Origin of the sequence: Azospirillum brasilense, assembly GCF_001315015.1 — a bacterium.
GTDB lineage: Bacteria > Pseudomonadota > Alphaproteobacteria > Azospirillales > Azospirillaceae > Azospirillum > Azospirillum brasilense.
Map to the genome: position 1 here is coordinate 2,574,199 of NZ_CP012914.1, position 17,897 is coordinate 2,592,095.

At 67.3% G+C, this 17,897-nt stretch carries 17 protein-coding genes; 8 read left to right on the forward strand and 9 right to left on the reverse strand.

What is annotated here, in order from left to right; genetic code table 11:
* The first annotated feature begins 169 nt into the window (after window positions 1–169).
* From AMK58_RS11940 to AMK58_RS11965, 6 genes are all read left to right on the forward strand, one after another.
* The gene (locus AMK58_RS11940; RefSeq protein ID WP_236778122.1) at window positions 170–1,981 is read left to right on the forward strand and encodes an extracellular solute-binding protein; all 1,812 of its coding nucleotides are present in this window, start codon (window positions 170–172) and stop codon (window positions 1,979–1,981) included.
* Between the two features lie 13 nt (window positions 1,982–1,994).
* The gene (locus tag AMK58_RS11945) at window positions 1,995–2,951 is read left to right on the forward strand and encodes a hypothetical protein (RefSeq protein ID WP_035671363.1); all 957 of its coding nucleotides are present in this window, start codon (window positions 1,995–1,997) and stop codon (window positions 2,949–2,951) included.
* 42 nt (window positions 2,952–2,993) lie between these two features.
* A complete protein-coding gene (locus AMK58_RS11950) occupies window positions 2,994–4,880 on the forward strand; it encodes an extracellular solute-binding protein (protein ID WP_035671360.1) in 1,887 nt (628 codons plus the stop codon).
* A 29-nt stretch (window positions 4,881–4,909) separates the two neighbouring features.
* Complete coding sequence (locus AMK58_RS11955; RefSeq protein WP_014239396.1) at window positions 4,910–6,019, forward strand: microcin C ABC transporter permease YejB; 1,110 nt, start codon at window positions 4,910–4,912, stop codon at window positions 6,017–6,019.
* A 160-nt stretch (window positions 6,020–6,179) separates the two neighbouring features.
* Window positions 6,180–7,292, forward strand: a complete 1,113-nt coding sequence (locus tag AMK58_RS11960) for an ABC transporter permease (RefSeq protein WP_059398922.1) — start codon at window positions 6,180–6,182, stop codon at window positions 7,290–7,292.
* Between the two features lie 49 nt (window positions 7,293–7,341).
* Window positions 7,342–8,979 carry an ABC transporter ATP-binding protein gene (locus tag AMK58_RS11965; RefSeq protein ID WP_059399060.1) on the forward strand — a complete coding sequence of 546 codons (1,638 nt, stop codon included), beginning with the start codon at window positions 7,342–7,344 and terminating at the stop codon, window positions 8,977–8,979.
* A gap of 221 nt (window positions 8,980–9,200) precedes the next feature.
* Here AMK58_RS11965 and AMK58_RS30865 read toward each other — a convergent pair whose 3' ends face one another.
* The 3 genes from AMK58_RS30865 to AMK58_RS11975 form a co-directional block, all read right to left on the reverse strand.
* Window positions 9,201–9,341 carry a hypothetical protein gene (locus AMK58_RS30865; protein ID WP_167555892.1) on the reverse strand — a complete coding sequence of 47 codons (141 nt, stop codon included), beginning with the start codon at window positions 9,339–9,341 and terminating at the stop codon, window positions 9,201–9,203.
* A gap of 54 nt (window positions 9,342–9,395) precedes the next feature.
* Window positions 9,396–9,830 carry a DUF983 domain-containing protein gene (locus AMK58_RS11970; protein WP_035670905.1) on the reverse strand — a complete coding sequence of 145 codons (435 nt, stop codon included), beginning with the start codon at window positions 9,828–9,830 and terminating at the stop codon, window positions 9,396–9,398.
* A 519-nt stretch (window positions 9,831–10,349) separates the two neighbouring features.
* Window positions 10,350–10,988, reverse strand: a complete 639-nt coding sequence (locus AMK58_RS11975; RefSeq protein WP_035670937.1) for a pseudouridine synthase — start codon at window positions 10,986–10,988, stop codon at window positions 10,350–10,352.
* 55 nt (window positions 10,989–11,043) lie between these two features.
* On the opposite strand from AMK58_RS11975, the gene AMK58_RS11980 reads away from it, so the two are divergent.
* Window positions 11,044–11,970 (forward strand): 2-hydroxyacid dehydrogenase, encoded by a 927-nt coding sequence (locus AMK58_RS11980; protein WP_035670907.1) that lies wholly within the window; start codon window positions 11,044–11,046, stop codon window positions 11,968–11,970.
* A 13-nt stretch (window positions 11,971–11,983) separates the two neighbouring features.
* Here the strand turns inward: AMK58_RS11980 and AMK58_RS11985 are convergent, their stop codons facing one another.
* The 5 genes from AMK58_RS11985 to AMK58_RS12005 form a co-directional block, all read right to left on the reverse strand.
* On the reverse strand, window positions 11,984–12,424 hold the full coding sequence (locus AMK58_RS11985; RefSeq protein ID WP_035670909.1) for a MarR family transcriptional regulator: 441 nt from the start codon (window positions 12,422–12,424) through the stop codon (window positions 11,984–11,986).
* 117 nt (window positions 12,425–12,541) lie between these two features.
* Window positions 12,542–12,820, reverse strand: coding sequence for a DUF2442 domain-containing protein (locus AMK58_RS11990; protein ID WP_035670912.1), 279 nt, complete (start codon window positions 12,818–12,820; stop codon window positions 12,542–12,544).
* Window positions 12,795–13,037 carry a DUF4160 domain-containing protein gene (locus AMK58_RS11995; protein ID WP_035670915.1) on the reverse strand — a complete coding sequence of 81 codons (243 nt, stop codon included), beginning with the start codon at window positions 13,035–13,037 and terminating at the stop codon, window positions 12,795–12,797. Before AMK58_RS11995 ends, AMK58_RS11990 begins: the two co-directional genes overlap by 26 nt.
* A gap of 150 nt (window positions 13,038–13,187) precedes the next feature.
* Complete coding sequence (gene fliG, locus AMK58_RS12000) at window positions 13,188–14,210, reverse strand: flagellar motor switch protein FliG (protein WP_035670918.1); 1,023 nt, start codon at window positions 14,208–14,210, stop codon at window positions 13,188–13,190.
* A gap of 144 nt (window positions 14,211–14,354) precedes the next feature.
* Complete coding sequence (locus tag AMK58_RS12005) at window positions 14,355–15,743, reverse strand: leucyl aminopeptidase family protein (protein ID WP_059398923.1); 1,389 nt, start codon at window positions 15,741–15,743, stop codon at window positions 14,355–14,357.
* 369 nt (window positions 15,744–16,112) lie between these two features.
* Here AMK58_RS12005 and AMK58_RS12010 point away from each other — a divergent pair, with 369 nt between their 5' ends.
* Window positions 16,113–16,775, forward strand: coding sequence for a glutathione S-transferase family protein (locus AMK58_RS12010; RefSeq protein WP_035670922.1), 663 nt, complete (start codon window positions 16,113–16,115; stop codon window positions 16,773–16,775).
* A gap of 7 nt (window positions 16,776–16,782) precedes the next feature.
* Here the strand turns inward: AMK58_RS12010 and AMK58_RS12015 are convergent, their stop codons facing one another.
* The gene (locus AMK58_RS12015; RefSeq protein WP_035670940.1) at window positions 16,783–17,889 is read right to left on the reverse strand and encodes a TAXI family TRAP transporter solute-binding subunit; all 1,107 of its coding nucleotides are present in this window, start codon (window positions 17,887–17,889) and stop codon (window positions 16,783–16,785) included.
* Window positions 17,890–17,897: the final 8 nt, after the last annotated feature.

Here is a 17,897-nt window from a genome sequence, read left to right on the forward strand (position 1 = left end):
GCCAGCGCACGGGCGTAAGATACCGTTGCGTACGCGGACTTGACGCGCCGCAAGGCGCGTACATGCTAGGGCTGATCCGCCTTATCATCCCAGGCCAACCACATCAGGCCCAACCACATCAGGACCGACGATGCGCCGAGTTCTCGCTACCGCCCGGATGACTGCTTTCTTGGCTCTCCTTGCGCTGACGGCGCCAATCCAGGCGAACGGAGCCCAGGCGCAGACTGTCACCGTCCCGGCCCTGAAGCAGTTCGGCGAGCCGGAGTTCAAGCCGGGCTTCACCCATTTCCCGCACGCGAACCCGGAGGCTCCCAAGGGCGGACAGATCACCCTGGCCGCTCAGGGCAGCTTCGACAGCCTGAACCCGATCATCCTGCGCGGCGTCACCCCGCGCACGCTGGGGCTGATCGCCGACTCGCTGATGGTCGGCTCCGGCTGGGAGATGGACGCAGCCTACGGGTCCCTGGCGGAAAGCGTGGAACTGCCCGACGACAAAAGCTGGGCCGTCTTCCATCTGCGCAAGGACGCGCGCTGGCACGACGGCGTGCCGGTGACCGCCGGCGACGTGGTCTTCGCCTGGGACTCCATCCAGGCGCACGGCAACCCCTTCCTGAAATCCTTCCTCGACCGCGTCGCCGCGGTGGAGGCGGTGGACGAGCACCGGCTGAAGATCACCCTGAAGACCACCGGGGAGATGAAGCCGATCATCGACTTCGCCACCAGCATCGCCCCCCAGCCCGAGCATTGGTGGACCGCCAACGGCCGCGACATCTCCAAGACGACGCTGGAGCCGGTGCTGGGCAGCGGCCCCTACCGCATCAAGGCGGTCGATGCGGGCCGCTCGATCACCTACGAGCGGGTGGCCGACTGGTGGGGCCGCGACCTGCCGACGGCGCGCGGCTTCTACAACTTCGACAGCGTGAAGGTCGATTACTACCGCGACGACGACGTGATGTTCGAAGCCTTCAAGGCCGGCGCCTACGACTTCCGCACCGAGCACCGGGCGCAGCGCTGGACCACCGGCTACGACTTCCCCGCCGCCAAGGACGGCCGGGTGAACCGCATCGAGGTGAAGAGCGACCTGCCGCTGGGCGCCCAGGGCTTCCGCCTGAACACCCGCCGCGCCAAGTTCGCCGACCCGCGGGTGCGCGAGGCGCTGGGCTATCTGTTCGACTTCGAATGGATTCAGAAGAACATCCTGTACGGCCAGTATCTCCGCACCACCTCCAACTTCCCCAATTCCGACTTCGGCGCCAAGGGGCCGCCGACGCCGGAGGAGCTGGCTCTGCTGGAGCCCTTCCGCGCCCAGTTGCCGGAGCGCGTCTTCACCACCCCCTTCGAGCCGCCGAAGACCGACGGCAGCGGCAACAACCGCAACAACCTGCGCGAGGCCATGCGCCTGTTCCGCGAAGCGGGGTGGGAGCTGAAGAACGGCCGGATGACCAGCGCGAAGACCGGTGAGGTGCTGAGCATCGAGTTCCTCGACGGCACCGGCGCGCTGACCCGCGTGATCCAGCCCTATGTTGAGGCGCTGCGCAAGGCGGGCATCGACGCGGTTTTGCGGGTGGTCGACACCGCCCAGTTCCAGGCGCGCACCGACGAGTTCGACTTCGACGTGGTGGTGGCGAACTTCAATTTCTTCACCCCGCCGGGCACCGAGCTGCGCAGCTATTTCGGTTCCGCCGCCGCGGATGTCCGGGGATCGGCCAACTACGCCGGCATCAAGGAGCCGGCGGCCGACGCGATGATCGAAAAGGCGCTGGCGGCGAAGGATCTGCCGTCGGTCCAGGCGGCGACCCGCGCGCTCGACCGCGTGCTGCTGTGGGGCTTCTACATGGTGCCGCACTGGTACAACCCGGACAACTGGATCGCCTACCGGACGACGCTCGGCTTCCCGGAGAAGACGCCGAAATACGATCTGGGCTTCCGCAACAGCGGCTTCCCGGAGGCGTGGTGGGTGAAGCCGGGCAAGGAAGGCTGAGGGCCGCCGTCCCATGACCCCGGAGACACCCTCCTCGATAGCCTCTGATTCAGAAGACCTCTTCGACCGGGAGGTCCGCCCCCTGCTGCAACGGCTGAAGCGCCGTCGCGCCAGAACGCGCGCCGCTCTCATCCTGCTGGTCTTCGTCGCTCTGACCGGCTGGACTGTGCTTGTCCTGATGAAGCTGCCCTTCCTGATGAAGGCCAGCTACGCCGGCTGGAGGCTCTATGCCGCCGTAGCGCTGGCCATCATCACTGTCCCGTTCGTTGTGTTCCGTCACCACCGTAAGCGCATCATCATTTCGCTCGTGCTGGCAATCTGCCGCCATGCCGATCTGATCCACGCATCAGGCAGTTGCCTCAAGCAGCACCAGTTGCGCCAGCTTTTCAGTGATCTGAAGCCGCGTTCCGCCCATGCTAAGGATGGTTTCGCCGGCATCCGCCAAGGCTTGAATTTCTGGTTCAATGAGGTCGACCTCTACGCATTCGCGGGGTTTCTGACGGGAACCGTCCGGATCTTCCACGGCTGGCTTCTCTGCATTGACCTGCCGCAGCCGAGAGTTCCGCCGCTGTCCTGCACGCTCACCCTTGGCGCCCGTGGCACCGAGCCGGTGCTGACTCCGATTCACGGCGATTTGGCGGAGGCCAAACACCGGTTCCCACCGGAACTGCGAACTCTGGCCGCGCGGCTTGCCTCCCTTGCAGGCGCCCGCCAAGCCCGGCTGGCCATCGACGGGCAGCGATTCATTTTGGCTATCGACACCGGGCGCGACCTGTTCGAAGGGATCACGGAACTTGAGAAACGGATGACCCCGGCCCTGTTCGCCCGTTCCCTGGAGGAGCTGGACACGCTGACGCGGGTCGTGGACGAGCTTTCCGCCGCACTTCAGGCGCAAATCGCCGCACCCTCCCCCCAGCCCGGTGCAAGCTTAGGCGCCGCCGAGCCCGCATCCGCCTTGAATGTGCCATAGACGGACCCCTACCTTACCGGAAACAAAAGGACCGAGAGGGGCATGAGGAAGACCGGTAAAGCGATCCTGGCCGCGGTCATGTGCCTGTATCTGGCGGAACCCTTCGCCGTGGCTCATGCCCAATCCAACCCGCAGGGGGCCGCCCCGAAAACCGGGGGGCACGCCGTCACGGCCCATGGGACGCCCAAATACGGGCCGGACTTCCAGCATTTCGACTACGTCAATCCCGACGCCCCCAAGGGCGGCGAGATCAAGCTGGCGACCTACGGCAGCTTCGACAGCCTGAACCCCTTCATCCTGCGCGGGTCGACCGCCGCCGGGGCCAGCCTGCCCTTCGACACGCTGACGGTGGAGAGCGGGGACGAGGTGCTGACCCGCTACGGGCTGCTCGCCGAGACCATCACCGTCGCCGAGGACCGGAGCTGGGTGCGCTTCACGCTGCGCCCGCAGGCGCGCTTCCACGACGGCGCCCCGGTGACCGCCGACGACGTTGTGTGGAGCTTCGAGACGCTGCGCGACAAGGGCCACCCGCTCTACCGCACCTACTACGCCGACGTGGTGAAGGCCGAGAAGACGGGCGAGCGCGCGATCACCTTCACCTTCCGCGACGGCGGCAACCCCGAGCTTCCGGTCATCATGGGCCAGTTGCCGGTGCTGCCGAAGCACGTCTTCGAAGGAAACGGCTCCGGGGTGCGGGACTTCGCCAGCACCACGCTGGACCCCATCGTCGGCAGCGGCCCCTACCGGATCGTCGAGGTGCAGCCCGGCCGCTCCCTCGTCTTCGAGCGGGTGCAGGACTGGTGGGCCAAGGACCTGCCGGTCAACCGCGGGCGCTACAACTTCGACCGCATCCGCTTCGACTATTACCGCGACCTCGACGTGGTGTTCGAAGCTTTCAAGGCCGGGGCCATCGATTTCCGGGTGGAGCATTCGTCGAAGAACTGGGTGACCGGCTACGACGTGCCCGCCGTGCGCGACGGTCACATCGTCCGCGAGGAGATCAAGCACCAGGACCCGCAGGGCATGCAGGCCTTCGTGTTCAACAGCCGCCGCCCGGTCTTTGCCGACCGCAAGGTGCGCGAGGCGCTGAATTACCTGTTCGACTATGAATGGACGCGGGCCAACCTGTCCTACGGGCTGTTCCAGCGCACCAAGAGCTTCTTTTCCAACTCCGAGCTGGCCTCCACCGGCCTGCCCTCGCCGGAGGAACTGACGCTGCTGGAGCCGTTCCGCGGCAAGGTGCCGGAGGAGGTCTTCACCAAGCCCTTCGAACCGCCGCAGACCGACGGGTCCGGCAACATCCGCCCGAACCTGCGCACGGCGCTGTCCTTGCTCAAGGAGGCCGGGTGGGAGCTGAAGGGCAACAAGCTGCTCAACACGAAGACCGGCGAGCCGATGCGCTTCGAGATCCTGCTGGTGCAGCCGGACATGGACCGCATCGTCCAACCCTTCGTCCGCAACCTGGAGCGCGCCGGGATCGAAGCGGCCATCCGCGTGGTGGACACCGCCCAGTACCAGAACCGGATCGACCGCTACGACTTCGACATGGTCATCCAGCGCATCCTACAATCGACCTCGCCCGGCAACGAGCAGCGCGACTATTGGCAGGCGGCCCGCGCCGACCAGCCGGGCAGCCGCAATCTGGCCGGAATCAAGGACCCGGTGGTCGACGCGCTGATCGACAAGGTGATCCAGGCCCCCGACCGCGAGAGCCTGGTCACGGCGACCCGCGCGCTCGACCGGGTGCTGCTGTGGGGCTGGTACGTCATCCCGCAATGGCACGACGACGTGCGACGCGTCGCCTATTGGAACCGTTTCTCCCATCCGGCGGTTGCGCCCAAATACGGCTTGGCCTTCACCGACACCTGGTGGGTCGATCCCGAGAAGAACGCGAAGCTCGCCAACACGGCCCGCCGCGCGGCGCCCTGAGACGGCAAACAGAAAGGCGAACCCGCGCGATGCTGGCCTACATCATCCGCCGTCTGCTGCTGATCATCCCGACCCTGTTCGGGATCATGGTCATCAATTTCCTGATCGTGCAGATCGCCCCCGGCGGTCCCATCGAGCAGATGATCGCCCGCGTCCAGGGCACCGCGGTGGAGGCGACCGCCCGCATCGGCGGCACCGGCGGCGGCGAGACCGGCGGTCCGGCGGCGCAGCAGGCCCAGGGCGGCGACACCGGCAGCCGCTACCGCGGTGCCCAGGGGCTGGACCCGGAGTTCATCAAGCAGCTTGAGAAGGAATTCGGCTTCGACAAGCCGCTGCACGAGCGCTTCATCCACATGATGTCGAACTACCTGATGTTCGACTTCGGCAAGAGCTACTTCCGCGACCGCAGCGTCGTCGATCTGGTGATCGAGAAGATGCCGGTGTCGATCTCGCTGGGCATCTGGACGACGCTGATCGTCTATCTGGTGTCGATCCCGCTGGGCATCGCCAAGGCGGTGCGCGACGGCCAGCCCTTCGACGTCTGGACCTCCGGCGTGGTCATCGTCGGCTACGCCATCCCCAGCTTCCTGTTCGCCGTGCTGCTGATCGTCGTCTTCGCCGGCGGGCGCTATTTCGACCTGTTCCCGCTGCGCGGGCTGGTGTCGGACAACTGGGCGAGCCTGCCCTGGTGGCGGCAGATCCTGGACTATGCGTGGCACATGGTGCTGCCAGTGCTGTCCATGGTGATCGGCGGCTTCGCCGGCCTGACCATGCTGACCAAGAACTCCTTCCTGGAGGAGATCAACAAGCAGTATGTCGTCACCGCCCGCGCCAAGGGTCTGGCGGAGCGGCGGGTGCTCTACGGCCACATATTCCGCAACGCCATGCTGATCGTCATCGCCGGCTTCCCCGGCGCCTTCATCGGCATCCTGTTCACCGGCGCCCTGCTGATCGAGGTGATCTTCTCCCTGGACGGGCTGGGGCTCTTGGGCTTCGAGGCGGCGATCAACCGCGACTATCCGGTGATGTTCGGCACGCTGTACTTCTTCACGCTGCTGGGGCTCATCATGAACCTCGTCGGCGACGTGACCTATGTGGCCGTCGATCCCCGCATCGACTTCGAAGCGCGGAGGGTATGATGGGAAGCTTTGCGCTTTCGACGCATGCTCCCTCTCCCCCCCGGGGAGAGGGTTGGGGTGAGGGGGTTGCGCGTTTGCCGGACGCACCGCCACGCGCAACCCCCTCACCCTCCCCTCTCCCCAGAGGGGAGAGGGCAAATGCCCGTTGGAGGACGCGCCCATGACCGGCGACCGTTTCCTCGGCTTCCGCGTCACGCCGCTCACCCGGCGGCGGCTGGCGAATTTCCGGGCGAACCGGCGGGGCTTCTGGTCCTTCTGGATCTTCCTGGTGCTGTTCACCCTGTCGCTGGGCGCGGAGTTCATCGCCAACGACCGCCCGCTGCTCATCAAGTACGACAACGCGCTCTACTGGCCCGTCTTCACCGCCTACCCGGAGACCACCTTCGGCGGTGAGTTCGAGACGGAGACCGATTACCGCGACCCCTACGTGCGCCAGCTGATCGAGGAAAAGGGCTGGATCGTCTGGCCGCCGATCCCCTACGGCTACCGCACCATCAACTACAACCTGCCGGTCCCCGCCCCGGCCCCGCCGTCCGCCGACAACTGGCTGGGCACCGACGACCAGGGGCGCGACGTGACGGCGCGGCTGATCTACGGCTTCCGCATCTCCGTGCTGTTCGGTCTGGTGCTGACCGCCTTCTCCTCGGTCGTCGGCATCATGGCCGGGGCGGTCCAGGGCTACTTCGGCGGCATCACCGACCTGCTGTTCCAGCGCTTCATCGAGATCTGGCAGGGCCTGCCCACCCTGTTCCTGCTCATCATCCTGTCCAGCGTGGTGACGCCGAACTTCTGGTGGCTGCTCGGGCTGCTGCTGCTGTTCTCCTGGACCTCGCTGGTCCATGTGGTGCGGGCGGAGTTCCTGCGGGCGCGCAACTTCGACTATGTGCGCGCCGCCCGCGCGCTGGGCGCCACCGACGCGACGATCATGGTGCGCCACGTGCTGCCCAACGCGATGGTGGCGACGCTGACCTTCCTGCCCTTCATCCTGAACGGCTCCATCACCACCCTGACGGCGCTGGACTTCCTCGGCTTCGGCCTGCCCCCCGGCTCCCCCTCGCTGGGCGAGTTGCTGGCCCAGGGCAAGGCCAACCTCCAGGCGCCCTGGCTGGGCCTGACCGCCTTCTTCGTGCTGGCGATCATGCTGAGCCTGCTGATCTTCATCGGCGAGGCGGTGCGCGACGCCTTCGATCCGCGCAAGACCATCGGCCAGCTCTCCACCGCCACCGGAACCGCCAACGAGGCGGGCGCGGTGGCGCAGAAGGCCGCGGAATGATGTCCCCAACGACCACCAGCCCAAGAAGGCGGAACCGCCCATGACCGACATGACGACCAATGGGGCCGACGATCTCCTCGAGGTCCGCAACCTCCATGTCGAGTTCCGCTCGGGCGGCGGGGCGATGCACGCGGTGAAGGGCGTCTCCTTCGACATCGCCAAGGGGGAGACCCTGGCGCTGGTCGGCGAGTCCGGGTCCGGCAAGTCGGTCACCGCCCTGTCGATCCTGCAACTGCTGCCCTACCCCATGGCGCGCCACCCGCAGGGCTCCATCCGCTTCCGCGGGACCGAGCTGGTGGGGGCGGAGGAGAAGGTGCTGCGCAACGTGCGCGGCGACCGCATCGCCATGATCTTCCAGGAGCCGATGACCTCGCTGAACCCGCTGCACAGCATCGAGCGGCAGATCAACGAGACGCTGTTCCTGCACAAGGGCCTGTCCCGCGCCGCCGCGCGCAAGCGCACGCTGGAGCTGCTGCGGCTGGTCGGGCTGCCCAACCCGGAAAAGCGGCTGAACGCCTACCCGCACGAGCTGTCGGGCGGCCAGCGCCAGCGCGTGATGATCGCCATGGCGCTGGCCAACGAGCCCGACCTGCTGATCGCCGACGAGCCGACCACCGCGCTGGACGTCACCATCCAGGCGCAGATCCTGGAGCTGCTGAAGGACCTCCAGCGCCGCTTCGGCATGGCGCTGCTGCTCATCACCCATGATCTGGGCGTGGTGCGCAAGATGGCCGACCGGGTCTGCGTGATGAACCAGGGCGAGATCGTCGAGCAGGCCGACGTCGCCGACATCTTCGCCCGCCCGCAGCACCCCTACACGCGCAAGCTCCTCGCCGCGGAGCCGAAGGGCGACCCGTTGACCCCGCCCGCCGACGCGCCGGAGGTCATGGCGGCCGACAACCTGAAGGTCTGGTTCCCCATCAAGAAGGGCCTGCTGCGCCGCACCGTCGATCACGTCCGCGCCGTCGACGGCGTGTCGGTCAACGTGCGGCAGGGGCACACGGTCGGGGTGGTCGGCGAGTCCGGGTCCGGCAAGACGACCCTCGGGCTGGCCCTGCTGCGCCTGCACGCCAGCGAGGGGGCGATCCGCTTCGACGGCAAGGACATCCAGGGCTGGCAGGCGAAGAAGCTGCGCGGGCTGCGGCGGGAGATGCAGGTGGTCTTCCAGGACCCCTACGGCAGCCTGTCGCCCCGCCTGTCGGTCGGCCAGATCATCGGCGAGGGGCTGACCATCCACGGCATCGGCTCCGGCGCCGAGCGCGACGCCATGGTGGCCAAGGCGCTGGAGGAGGTGGGGCTCGACCCGTCCAGCCGCCACCGCTACCCGCACGAGTTCTCCGGCGGCCAGCGCCAGCGCATCGCCATCGCCCGCGCCCTGGTGCTGAAGCCGAAATTCGTCGTCCTGGACGAGCCGACCAGCGCGCTCGACATGTCGGTGCAGGCGCAGATCGTCGACCTGCTGCGCGACATCCAGGCGCGCAACAACCTCGCCTACCTGTTCATCAGCCACGATCTGCGGGTGGTGCGGGCGCTCAGCAGCCACGTCATCGTCATGAAGGACGGCAAGGTGGTGGAACAGGGCCCCACCCGCCGCATCTTCGAGGAGCCGCGCGAGGAGTACACCCGCGCCCTGCTCGCCGCCGCGCTGAACCTGGAAGCCGTCAAGTCCGACGCCGTGCGGATGTAGCGCAATTGCATTCAATGCCCCCCTCTTCCTTCTGGGGAGAGGGTTAGGTCCTGTCTGACGACCCTGTGATGACGGTCATTTCCGTCTGTTTGTTGCTGATCAGCAGCCGTGAGGGTGCGGAATGCGGCGGCATGAGTTCAGCCCGGCACAGGAGGAGTCGATCGCGGATCTGATGCCGCTGGCGTCCTCGCAAGGCGGCGGCCGTTGTGTTCGGCAGGCGCTTACGGTCCGTTGGTTTCGTTATTCTTCTTCGCTTTATCCTTCTTCGCCTGATCGTGATGCCACTTGATGGCGAAGAACATGCCCGTTCCCAACACGATAATCTTGAATGGAAAGAAGACCATAGGGAACCAGTCATACATTTTGAACATCTCCAGGCTATGACACTATCTATCGTCAAGGAAACCTGACGGCAGTCAGGTCGAGCGCGAGACTTTGTCTGCGGGCGGGGCCACGGGCGGCTGGGTTGGCGTGGCTGTAACGAAGCGGGCTTCCTCGGCCTTGTAGAAGTACTGGCTGGCCACCAGCCACCCCTTCAACGGCCGTAAGGGCGGAACACAGGTCAGCAACAGGAACGGCAGGGTCGTGACGAGGTGCACCCAGTATGGGGGCTCAAATCTTGCCTCGATCCAGAGCGCCAGGATGACCGTGGGAATGGAAGCGAAGCAGATGACGAAGAAGGCGGGGCCGTCAGCCGGATCGGCGTAGGAGTGGTCCAGACCACAGACCTCGCAGTGGGAGCGCAGCTTCAGGAAGCCGCTGAACAGATGACCCTGGCCGCAGCGTGGGCAGCGACCACGCACGCCGGTGCTGAAAGGGGGAAGAGGCGGCCACTCCTGTTCGGATGACATCGCGTGTTCCTTCGGGAGGCAATAGCAAGCAATGCCTGCATGCAATGCGTAATCGTATGCACCATAACGACCGACAATGTCAACTTGAATGCATTCAATACGCCGTCGGAATTCATACAACCATGGGATATGGCAGGTGTCTCAGCCTGAATGTCGGCCACTTACCGCGATGCCTCGCGCAGCCTCCCAGCGATCCTTCTGGAGCGCCGAGCGCGACATGGACAGCCTCCGGCGGCGTTGACGCGGCGCAGGCATCGCTGCCGACGGCACCAATCTCCGTCGCACGCAGGCGTATGACGAATTCACCGCGGATCCACTCGCCAAGTTCTGTCTGACGGCCCAGTAATGGCGGTCATTTCCGTCTTGCGGATGTTGATCGCTGGTCCGATGCTGCCTCCGACCGCACCGGCTGGCCGGGGACAAGGCTTACGGCTGTGTGCCGGTGCAGGCCTGCCTGCGCCTTCCCAGGCCATCCGACAGGACCTAACCCTCTCCCCAGAGGGGAAAGGGCTATAAGGATCAAATGCGATTGCCTTGACTCCGCGGGCGCTTCGCCTTCGTGTTGCCGAGCGGCGTCTTTGCCCTGACCGGCGGCGTCTTCGGGGAGTTCCGCCCCGGCACCGCCACCTCGCGCCATTGGCCGGGGGCCAGACCGTCCAGCGTCCAATCGCCGATCGACCAGCGGATCAGCCGCAGGGTCGGGAAGCCGACCGCGGCGGTCATCCGGCGCACCTGCCGGTTCCGCCCCTCCCGCAAGGTCAGGGCGATCCAACTCGTCGGGATGGCGGCGCGGTAGCGCACGGGCGGGTCGCGCGGCCACAGGCCGTCCGGCTCCTCCATCCTATGCACCTCGGCGGGCAGGGTCGGGCCGTCGTTGAGGGTCACCCCGTCGCGCAGGCGCTGCAACGCCTCCTCGGTCGGGACACCCTCCACCTGCACCCAGTAGGTCTTGGGCAGCTTGTGCTTCGGCGAGGCGATGCGGGCGATCAGCGCGCCGTCGTCGCTCAGCGCCAGCAGCCCCTCGCTGTCGCGGTCCAGCCGCCCGGCGGCGTAGACTCCCTTCACCGGCACATGGTCGGCCAGCGTCGGGCGCCCCTGCTCATCGGTAAACTGGGGCAGCACGCCATAGGGCTTGTTCAGCAGGATCAGACGGGGCACGGTTGGCTCGAACGGGTTTGAGACGAACAACGACAACATTACAGGGGTTTGCGCCGTGACGCTGCTTTTCTGCTCCACCACCGACCGCTCCGACCGCTGGCTGAGCGAGCTGGACGCCCGCCTGCCCGGCCTGGAGGTGCGGGTGTGGCCCGAGATGGGGGACCCGGCGGACATCGAGATGGCTCTGGTGTGGAAGCCGCCGCACGGACTGCTCGCCACCCTGCCGAACCTGAAGCTGATCGTGTCGCTGGGCGCCGGGGTGGAATCGCTGCTGCTCGACCCCACCCTGCCTGAGGTGCCGCTGGTCCGCATGGTGTCGGAGGGGCTGACGGTGGACATGGCCGGCTATGTGGCGCTCCAGGTGCTGCGCTGGCACCGGCTTCTCGACGAGTACAAGGCGCTCCAGCAGGCCGGGCGGTGGGAGCCGCTGGACCCCTGCCCGGCGTCGGAGGTGAGTGTCGGTATCCTCGGCATGGGCGAGCTGGGCATGGCCTCGGCCAAGACGCTGCTGAGCATGGACTACCGCGTGCTGGGCTGGAGCCGGACGCCGAAGACGTTGCCAGGGGTGGAAAGCTTCTCCGGACCCGACGGGTTGGCGGCGATGCTCGGGCAGTGCAACCTGCTGATCTGCCTGCTGCCGCTGACGGCGGAGACGCGCGGCCTGCTGAACCGCAAGCTGTTCGCCGCCCTGCCCAAGGGGGCGGTGGTCGTCAACGCCGCGCGCGGCGGGCATCTGGTGGAGGAGGATCTGCTGGAAGCGCTGGCGAGCGGCCACCTCGCCGGAGCCAGCCTGGACGTGTTCGCGGAGGAGCCGCTGCCCGCCGGCCATCCCTTCTGGACCCACCCGAAGGTGCATGTGACGCCGCACGTCGCCGCCGTCACCCACCCGTCGCGCTCCGCCGCGGTGGTGGCCGAGGCAATCACCGCCTTCCGCGAGGGCCGTCCGCTGCCGAACCTCGTGGACCGCAGCCAGGGCTACTGAAAGCGGTCGCCGGTCAGGCGGGCACCGCCACGGGTCCGGAGGTGCTCAACTGCGCCTCCAGCCGCGCCTTGGCGGAGGCGGCAACCTCCTCCTCGGCGCGGATGACCGCCATGTCCTCGGGCGCCACGGCGCCCGCCGCGACGACCAGCTCGGCGAAGTCGGACAGGAAGACGCTGCCCTTCACGGTGCGCTGGACGAGCACGCTGCGCTTGTCCTCGACGTCGCGCTTGCGCTTGATGAAGCCGAGCAGCGACAGCCGGTCGAGCGCGCGGGTCACCGCGGGCTTGGAGATGTTCAGCGCCGCCGCCAACCCGCGCACGGTGTGCGGCGGATCGGTCAGATAGACCTGGAGCATGATGGCCATCTGCCGCGCCGACAGGTCCGGCCCGTCCTGCCGGACGCTGGCGATCAGAGCCGTCCGCCACAGGCCGAGCGCTTTCAGGTTCCGTGCCATGTTTTCCCCCCGCGCCGCGTTTCTTGCCCCGAAGGCCCCCGCATTCGGAACGCGCGGCGAAGGAGTGTCCCCCAACCCGGCCCGGACAGGCAAGCGTTTCGCAGCCGGATCGATCGGTCAGGGTGTCGCGGGTGGGGAAACGTGCCGAGGGGCCGGCGCCCCGCGCAGAAGCCCTTCGGTGCTGAGATCCTCATCCACATCGGGCCAGTGGATGCCGTAGCCACCCCCGGCGATCTCCCAATTCCGGCGCTGCTCCGGTGTGGCGTCGAACAGGCGCGGGTACCAGGCAAGCGGCACGGCGATGGACCGCCCATCCATAAGGTCGACCGTCAGCCGCTCGTCGTCGAGCAGCACAGCCTTGATGCGCAAATCAACCTTGGGTGCCGAAAAAGCCATGCCATTCCTCCAGGAACCGCGCCCGATGCTCCCGCACGATCCGCAGCACGTCGGCCAGATCCTTTGCCGAGTGGCCCATATTAATCGCAACGGATACCGGGGTCAGCCAGACTTTCACCGAGGCGCCGCCTCGGTCCACATGAACATGCGCCGGCTCGTTGGGCTCATGGCTGTAAAAGTAGAACCGGAAGCCGTCCTGGCGATGGATGGTCGGCATGGCGTCGTCCTCAAAGGATAGGGCGACAACCGATTATGCACACAAAAAAGAAAAAGTCTCTATAAAAATCCCGGAAAGATCGTTCCGAACAAGTAAATGGTTACCCTTTTCTCTGTCTCAGCAGATTTTTTAAATCATACAGGAAGTGGGTTAGTAAATCAACTCGTTCTCGCCGCTGCCTTCGGAGATGACGATTTCGCCGCGGGCCGCCAAGTCCTTGGCAAGCTGGACCATGTACATCTGGGATTCGTCCACCTCGCGGACGCGGACCGGACCCATGGCGGCCATGTCCTCGCGCAGGATCTTCGCTGCGCGTTCGGACATGTTGGAGAAGAACAGGTCCTTCAGCGTCTCCGACGCGCCCTTCAGCGCGGTGGCGAGCTTCTGCTTGTCGACGCTGCGCAGCAGCGCCTGGACACCGGAGGGGTCGAGCTTGGACAGATCCTCGAAGGTGAACATCAGCGACTTGATGCGCTCGGCGCTGTCGCGGTTGCGCTCCTCCAGGGCGGCCATGAAGCGGTGCTCGGTCGTGCGGTCCAGGCCGTTGAAGATTTCCGCCAGCATCTCGTGGCTGTCGCGGCGGCTGGTGCGGGCGAGGTTGGTCATGAACTCGGTGCGCAGCGTGCGCTCGACATCGTCCAGGACCTCCTTCTGCACGGCCTCCATGCGCAGCATGCGCATGATGACCTCCATCGCAAAGCTCTCCGGCAGCTGGGTCAGAACGCGGCCGGCGTGTTCCGGACGGATCTTCGACAGCACCACCGCCACGGTCTGCGGATATTCATTCTTCAGGTAGTTGGACAGGACCGATTCGTTGACGTTGGCCAGCTTGTCCCACATGGTGCGGCCGGCGGGACCGCGGATCTCCTCCATGATGGAGTCGACCTTGTCCTTGGGCAGCGTCTTCAGCAGCAGGCGTTCGGTGGAGTCGAAAGAGCCGACCAGCGAGCCGGTGGCCGACATCTGTTCCGCGAATTCGACGAACAGGCGCTCGATCAGGTTGGCGGAGACGGTGCCCAGGTTCGCCATCACCTGCGACAGCTCCTTGATCTCCTCGTCGTCCATCATCGCGAACAGCTTGGACGAATGCTCGTCGCCCAGCGCCAGCATCAGAATGGCCGCCTTCTCCGGACCGGTGAGGGTGCGATAATCCTCACGAACCTTCAGCGCCATGTGTCCGCCTCCAAAAACCCGGCCGGCACCCAAGTCCAACCGGTCCTACCCGAAGGTTTTAGTCCTTTCCGAATCGGCACGCCACTCCCGCGACGCCCGCGGGAGTGACAATTTTAACCATATACCGGTTGTTGCGCCGTTCTATCACCCGAACCGCTTGGCGATCACCGCATAGGCCGCGCGCAGGCCCAGCGCCTCGCCGCCTTCCGGGCGGCCGGGGCGGGCGCCGCTGTTCCAGGCGAAGGTGTCGAGATGCGCCCAGGGCGTGTCCTTCGACACGAACTCCTGAAGGAACAGACCCGCGGTGATCGCCCCGGCCATGCCGTTGCTGGTCACGTTGTTGAGGTCCGCCACCTTGCTGTCCAGCCCCTTGCGGTAGGGCGCCCACAGCGGCAGGCGCCACAGCGGGTCGCTCTGCTCCTCGCCGGCGGCCAGCAGGTCGTCGGCGAGGCCGTCGTCGTTGGCCAACAGCGCCGGCAGATCCGGCCCCAGCGCAACGCGGGCGGCCCCGGTCAGGGTGGCGAAGTCGATCAGCAGGGCGGGCTTCTCCGAATCCGCCTCGGCCAGCGCATCGCACAGGATCAGCCGGCCCTCGGCATCGGTGTTGCCGACCTCCACGCTCAGCCCCTTGCGCGTCTTCAGCACGTCCATCGGCTTGAAGGCGTTGCCGGAGATCACGTTCTCCACCGCCGGCACCAGCACGCGCAGCCGCACCGGCAGTCCCGCCATCATCACCATGCGGCCCAGCGCCAGCGCGTGCGCGGCGCCGCCCATGTCCTTCTTCATCAGCAGCATGCCCGACGACGGCTTGATGTCCAGCCCGCCGCTGTCGAAGCAGACACCCTTGCCGACGATGGTCACCTTCGGGTGCGCCGGGTTGCCCCAGCGCAGGTCGATCAGCCGCGGCGCCCGCGGGCTGGCCCGCCCCACCGCGTGAATGGCCGGATAGTCGCGGTCGAGCAGATCGTCGCCGACGATCACCTCCAGCCCGGCCTCGAATTCCTCCGCCACGGCATGGGCCATCTCGGCCAGTTCCGCCGGGCCGAGGTCGTTGGCCGGCGTATTCACCAGGTCGCGCAGCAAATAGGTCGCGGTGGCGGTGCGCTGCACCTCGCCCTGGTCGGCGTGCTTGGGCCAGACGAGGTTGGCGAAGGTCTTCTCCGACGCCTTGTAGCGCCCGAAGCGGTAGCTGCCGAGCGCCCAGCCCAGGGCCAGACGGGTGGCGGCGCGGCGGTCGAGCGCGGCGTCCACCGCCTCGTCCAGCCGGTAGTTCCCCGGCGGCAGGCCGGCGGGCAGCCCGGCGAGGCCCCACAGGTCGTCCAGCGCCGACACGCCGGCCAGCACGCGGGCGACCGCCCCACCGTCCCCCGGAATGAAGGCGGTGGAACCGGCCTCCGCCGTGAAGTTCACGGCTTTCACCCAGGCCGCGGTGGCGGGCGGCTGACCCTCCAGCCACGTGGCGAGGCCGGCCTTGTTCAGCGGGGTGATGATCACGGTGCCGGGGCCGGCCGTGGCGAGCAGGGTGGCGAGCAAGGCGGGCGTCCTTCGTCAGGAAACGGAATCGGTCAAGGAAAGCATGGCGCGCCGGGGCGTCCCTGAAAAGGGGGATTGCGCAAGGCAATCGCTTGAAGGGGACGCCGCCCGGTCGGGGGCAAGATCGACACGGATTTCACGGATTTCAACACGGATGGCACGGACGGACCCGTTCCGGCCGCAAGCCGGACGCATCGGGCCGATCAACTCCGTGAAATCCGGTGTGATCCGTGAAATCCGTGTCGATCTTGTCCGCGTCTTCGGCACACGGCGTTCGGGCGATTGCCCTTGGGGATTGCGGGCCGGCTTGCCGGATCGGCGCGGGGCAGGCATGCTCCGCCCCCCTTCCTTCGCTCCCGAGGCGCACCCATGGACGACCTGACCCTGGTCATCGGCAACAAGGCCTTCTCCTCCTGGTCCCTGCGGCCCTGGCTGGTGCTGAAGCGGACCGGCCGGCCCTTCCGGGAAATCCTCATTCCGCTGCGCCAGCCCGACACCGCGGCCCGCATCGCCGAGCATTCGCCCTCCGGCCGGGTGCCCTGCCTGCGGCACGGCGACCGGGTGATCTGGGATTCGCTGGCGATCTGCGAGTATCTGGCGGAGACCGTTCCCGAAGCCGCCCTCTGGCCGGCGGACGCCCACGCCCGCGCGGTGGCGCGGTCGGTCTCGGCGGAGATGCATTCGGGCTTCGTCGGCCTGCGCACCCACATGTCCATGGACCTCAAGGCCTTCCGCCCCGGCGTCGGCCGCAACGCCGAGAGCGAGGCCGACATCGCCCGCGTCTTCGCGCTGTGGCGCGACACGCGCGCCCGCTTCGGGGCGGGCGGCCCCTTCCTGTTCGGCGACTTCTCGATCGCCGACGCCATGTACGCGCCGGTGGTGACGCGCCTCCTCACCTACGGGGTGGAGATGGACGGGCTGTGCGGCGACTACGCGCGGGCGGTGATGGAGTTGCCGGCCATGGTGGAGTGGGTGGCCGCCGCCAAGGCGGAGCCCTGGGACATCTACGCGGACGAACGGGACCCGCAGTAGGACGACATCAGGGCGTCGCGCCGCCCGTCGGTTCGTTGGCAGCGTTGCCGATCAGCCCAACCTCGCGGTAGTAGCGCTCGGCGCCCGGATGCAGGGGCACGGAGACGTTGGCGACCGCCTTGGTGGCGTCGAAGCTGCGCCCCTTGGGGTGGCCCTCGATCAGCAGGCGGCGGGTGTTCTCGTGCCACAGCGCCTTGGTGACGCCGTGGATCAGGGCGGGGTCGCGGTCGGCGCGGACCAGCAACTCCGCCCCCACCCCCAGCGTGTGGATCTCCGGCACGCCGGGGTAGGTGTCGGCGGGGATGGTCTGGTCCATGTAGAAGCGCTGGCGGATGCGCAGCCCGTCGGCAACCTCGCCGTCGAGCGGGATCAGGCGGATCGGCTCGCGGTTCGCCACGTCGGTGACCGCCGCCACCGGAAAGCCGCCGACCATGAAGAAGGCGTCCAGCTCCCTCTTGGCCAGCCGGTCCGCCGCGGTGCCGGGCTTCAGGTAGGCCGGGGGCCGCAGCTCCGCCTCCTTCACGCCAAAGGCGTCGAGGATCGCCCGCGCCTCCACCAGCACGCCGGAGCCCTCCTCGCCCAGCGAGACGGCCTTGCCCTTCAGGTCGGCCACGCCGTGCAGGTCGCTGTCGGCGCGCACGACGAGCTGGATCGCCTCCGCGTAGAGCATCCCGATGGAGCGCAGCCCCTCGAAGGGCGCCTTGCCGTGGAAGATGCCGGAACCGGTGTAGGCCCAATAGGCGATGTCGGCCTGGGACATTCCGGCCTCGACCGCGCCGGAGCGCAGCAGTTCGATGTTCTCCACCGAGCCGAGCGTGGCCTGCGCCACCGCGATCAGCCCCGGCACGCCACAGCTTCCCCCACGGTCGCAGGGGCGCGAGCCGGGCGGGTTGGAGATGGCGTTGGCGATCAGCCCGCCGATCGGGAAATAGGTGCCCGACGTGGTGCCCGTGCCGATCCGGAAATAGCGGATGTCCTGCGCCGCGGCACCCCGCGGCAGCAGGCCCAGGAGAGCCCCCCCGGCGACGCCGGCCAGCACATGGCGGCGGCTGGGAAGGCCCTGGGAGGAAAGGGGGGCGTCGGAAAGGCGGGGGTTGGCTCCTGCGCGCGGCACCGGCGGGT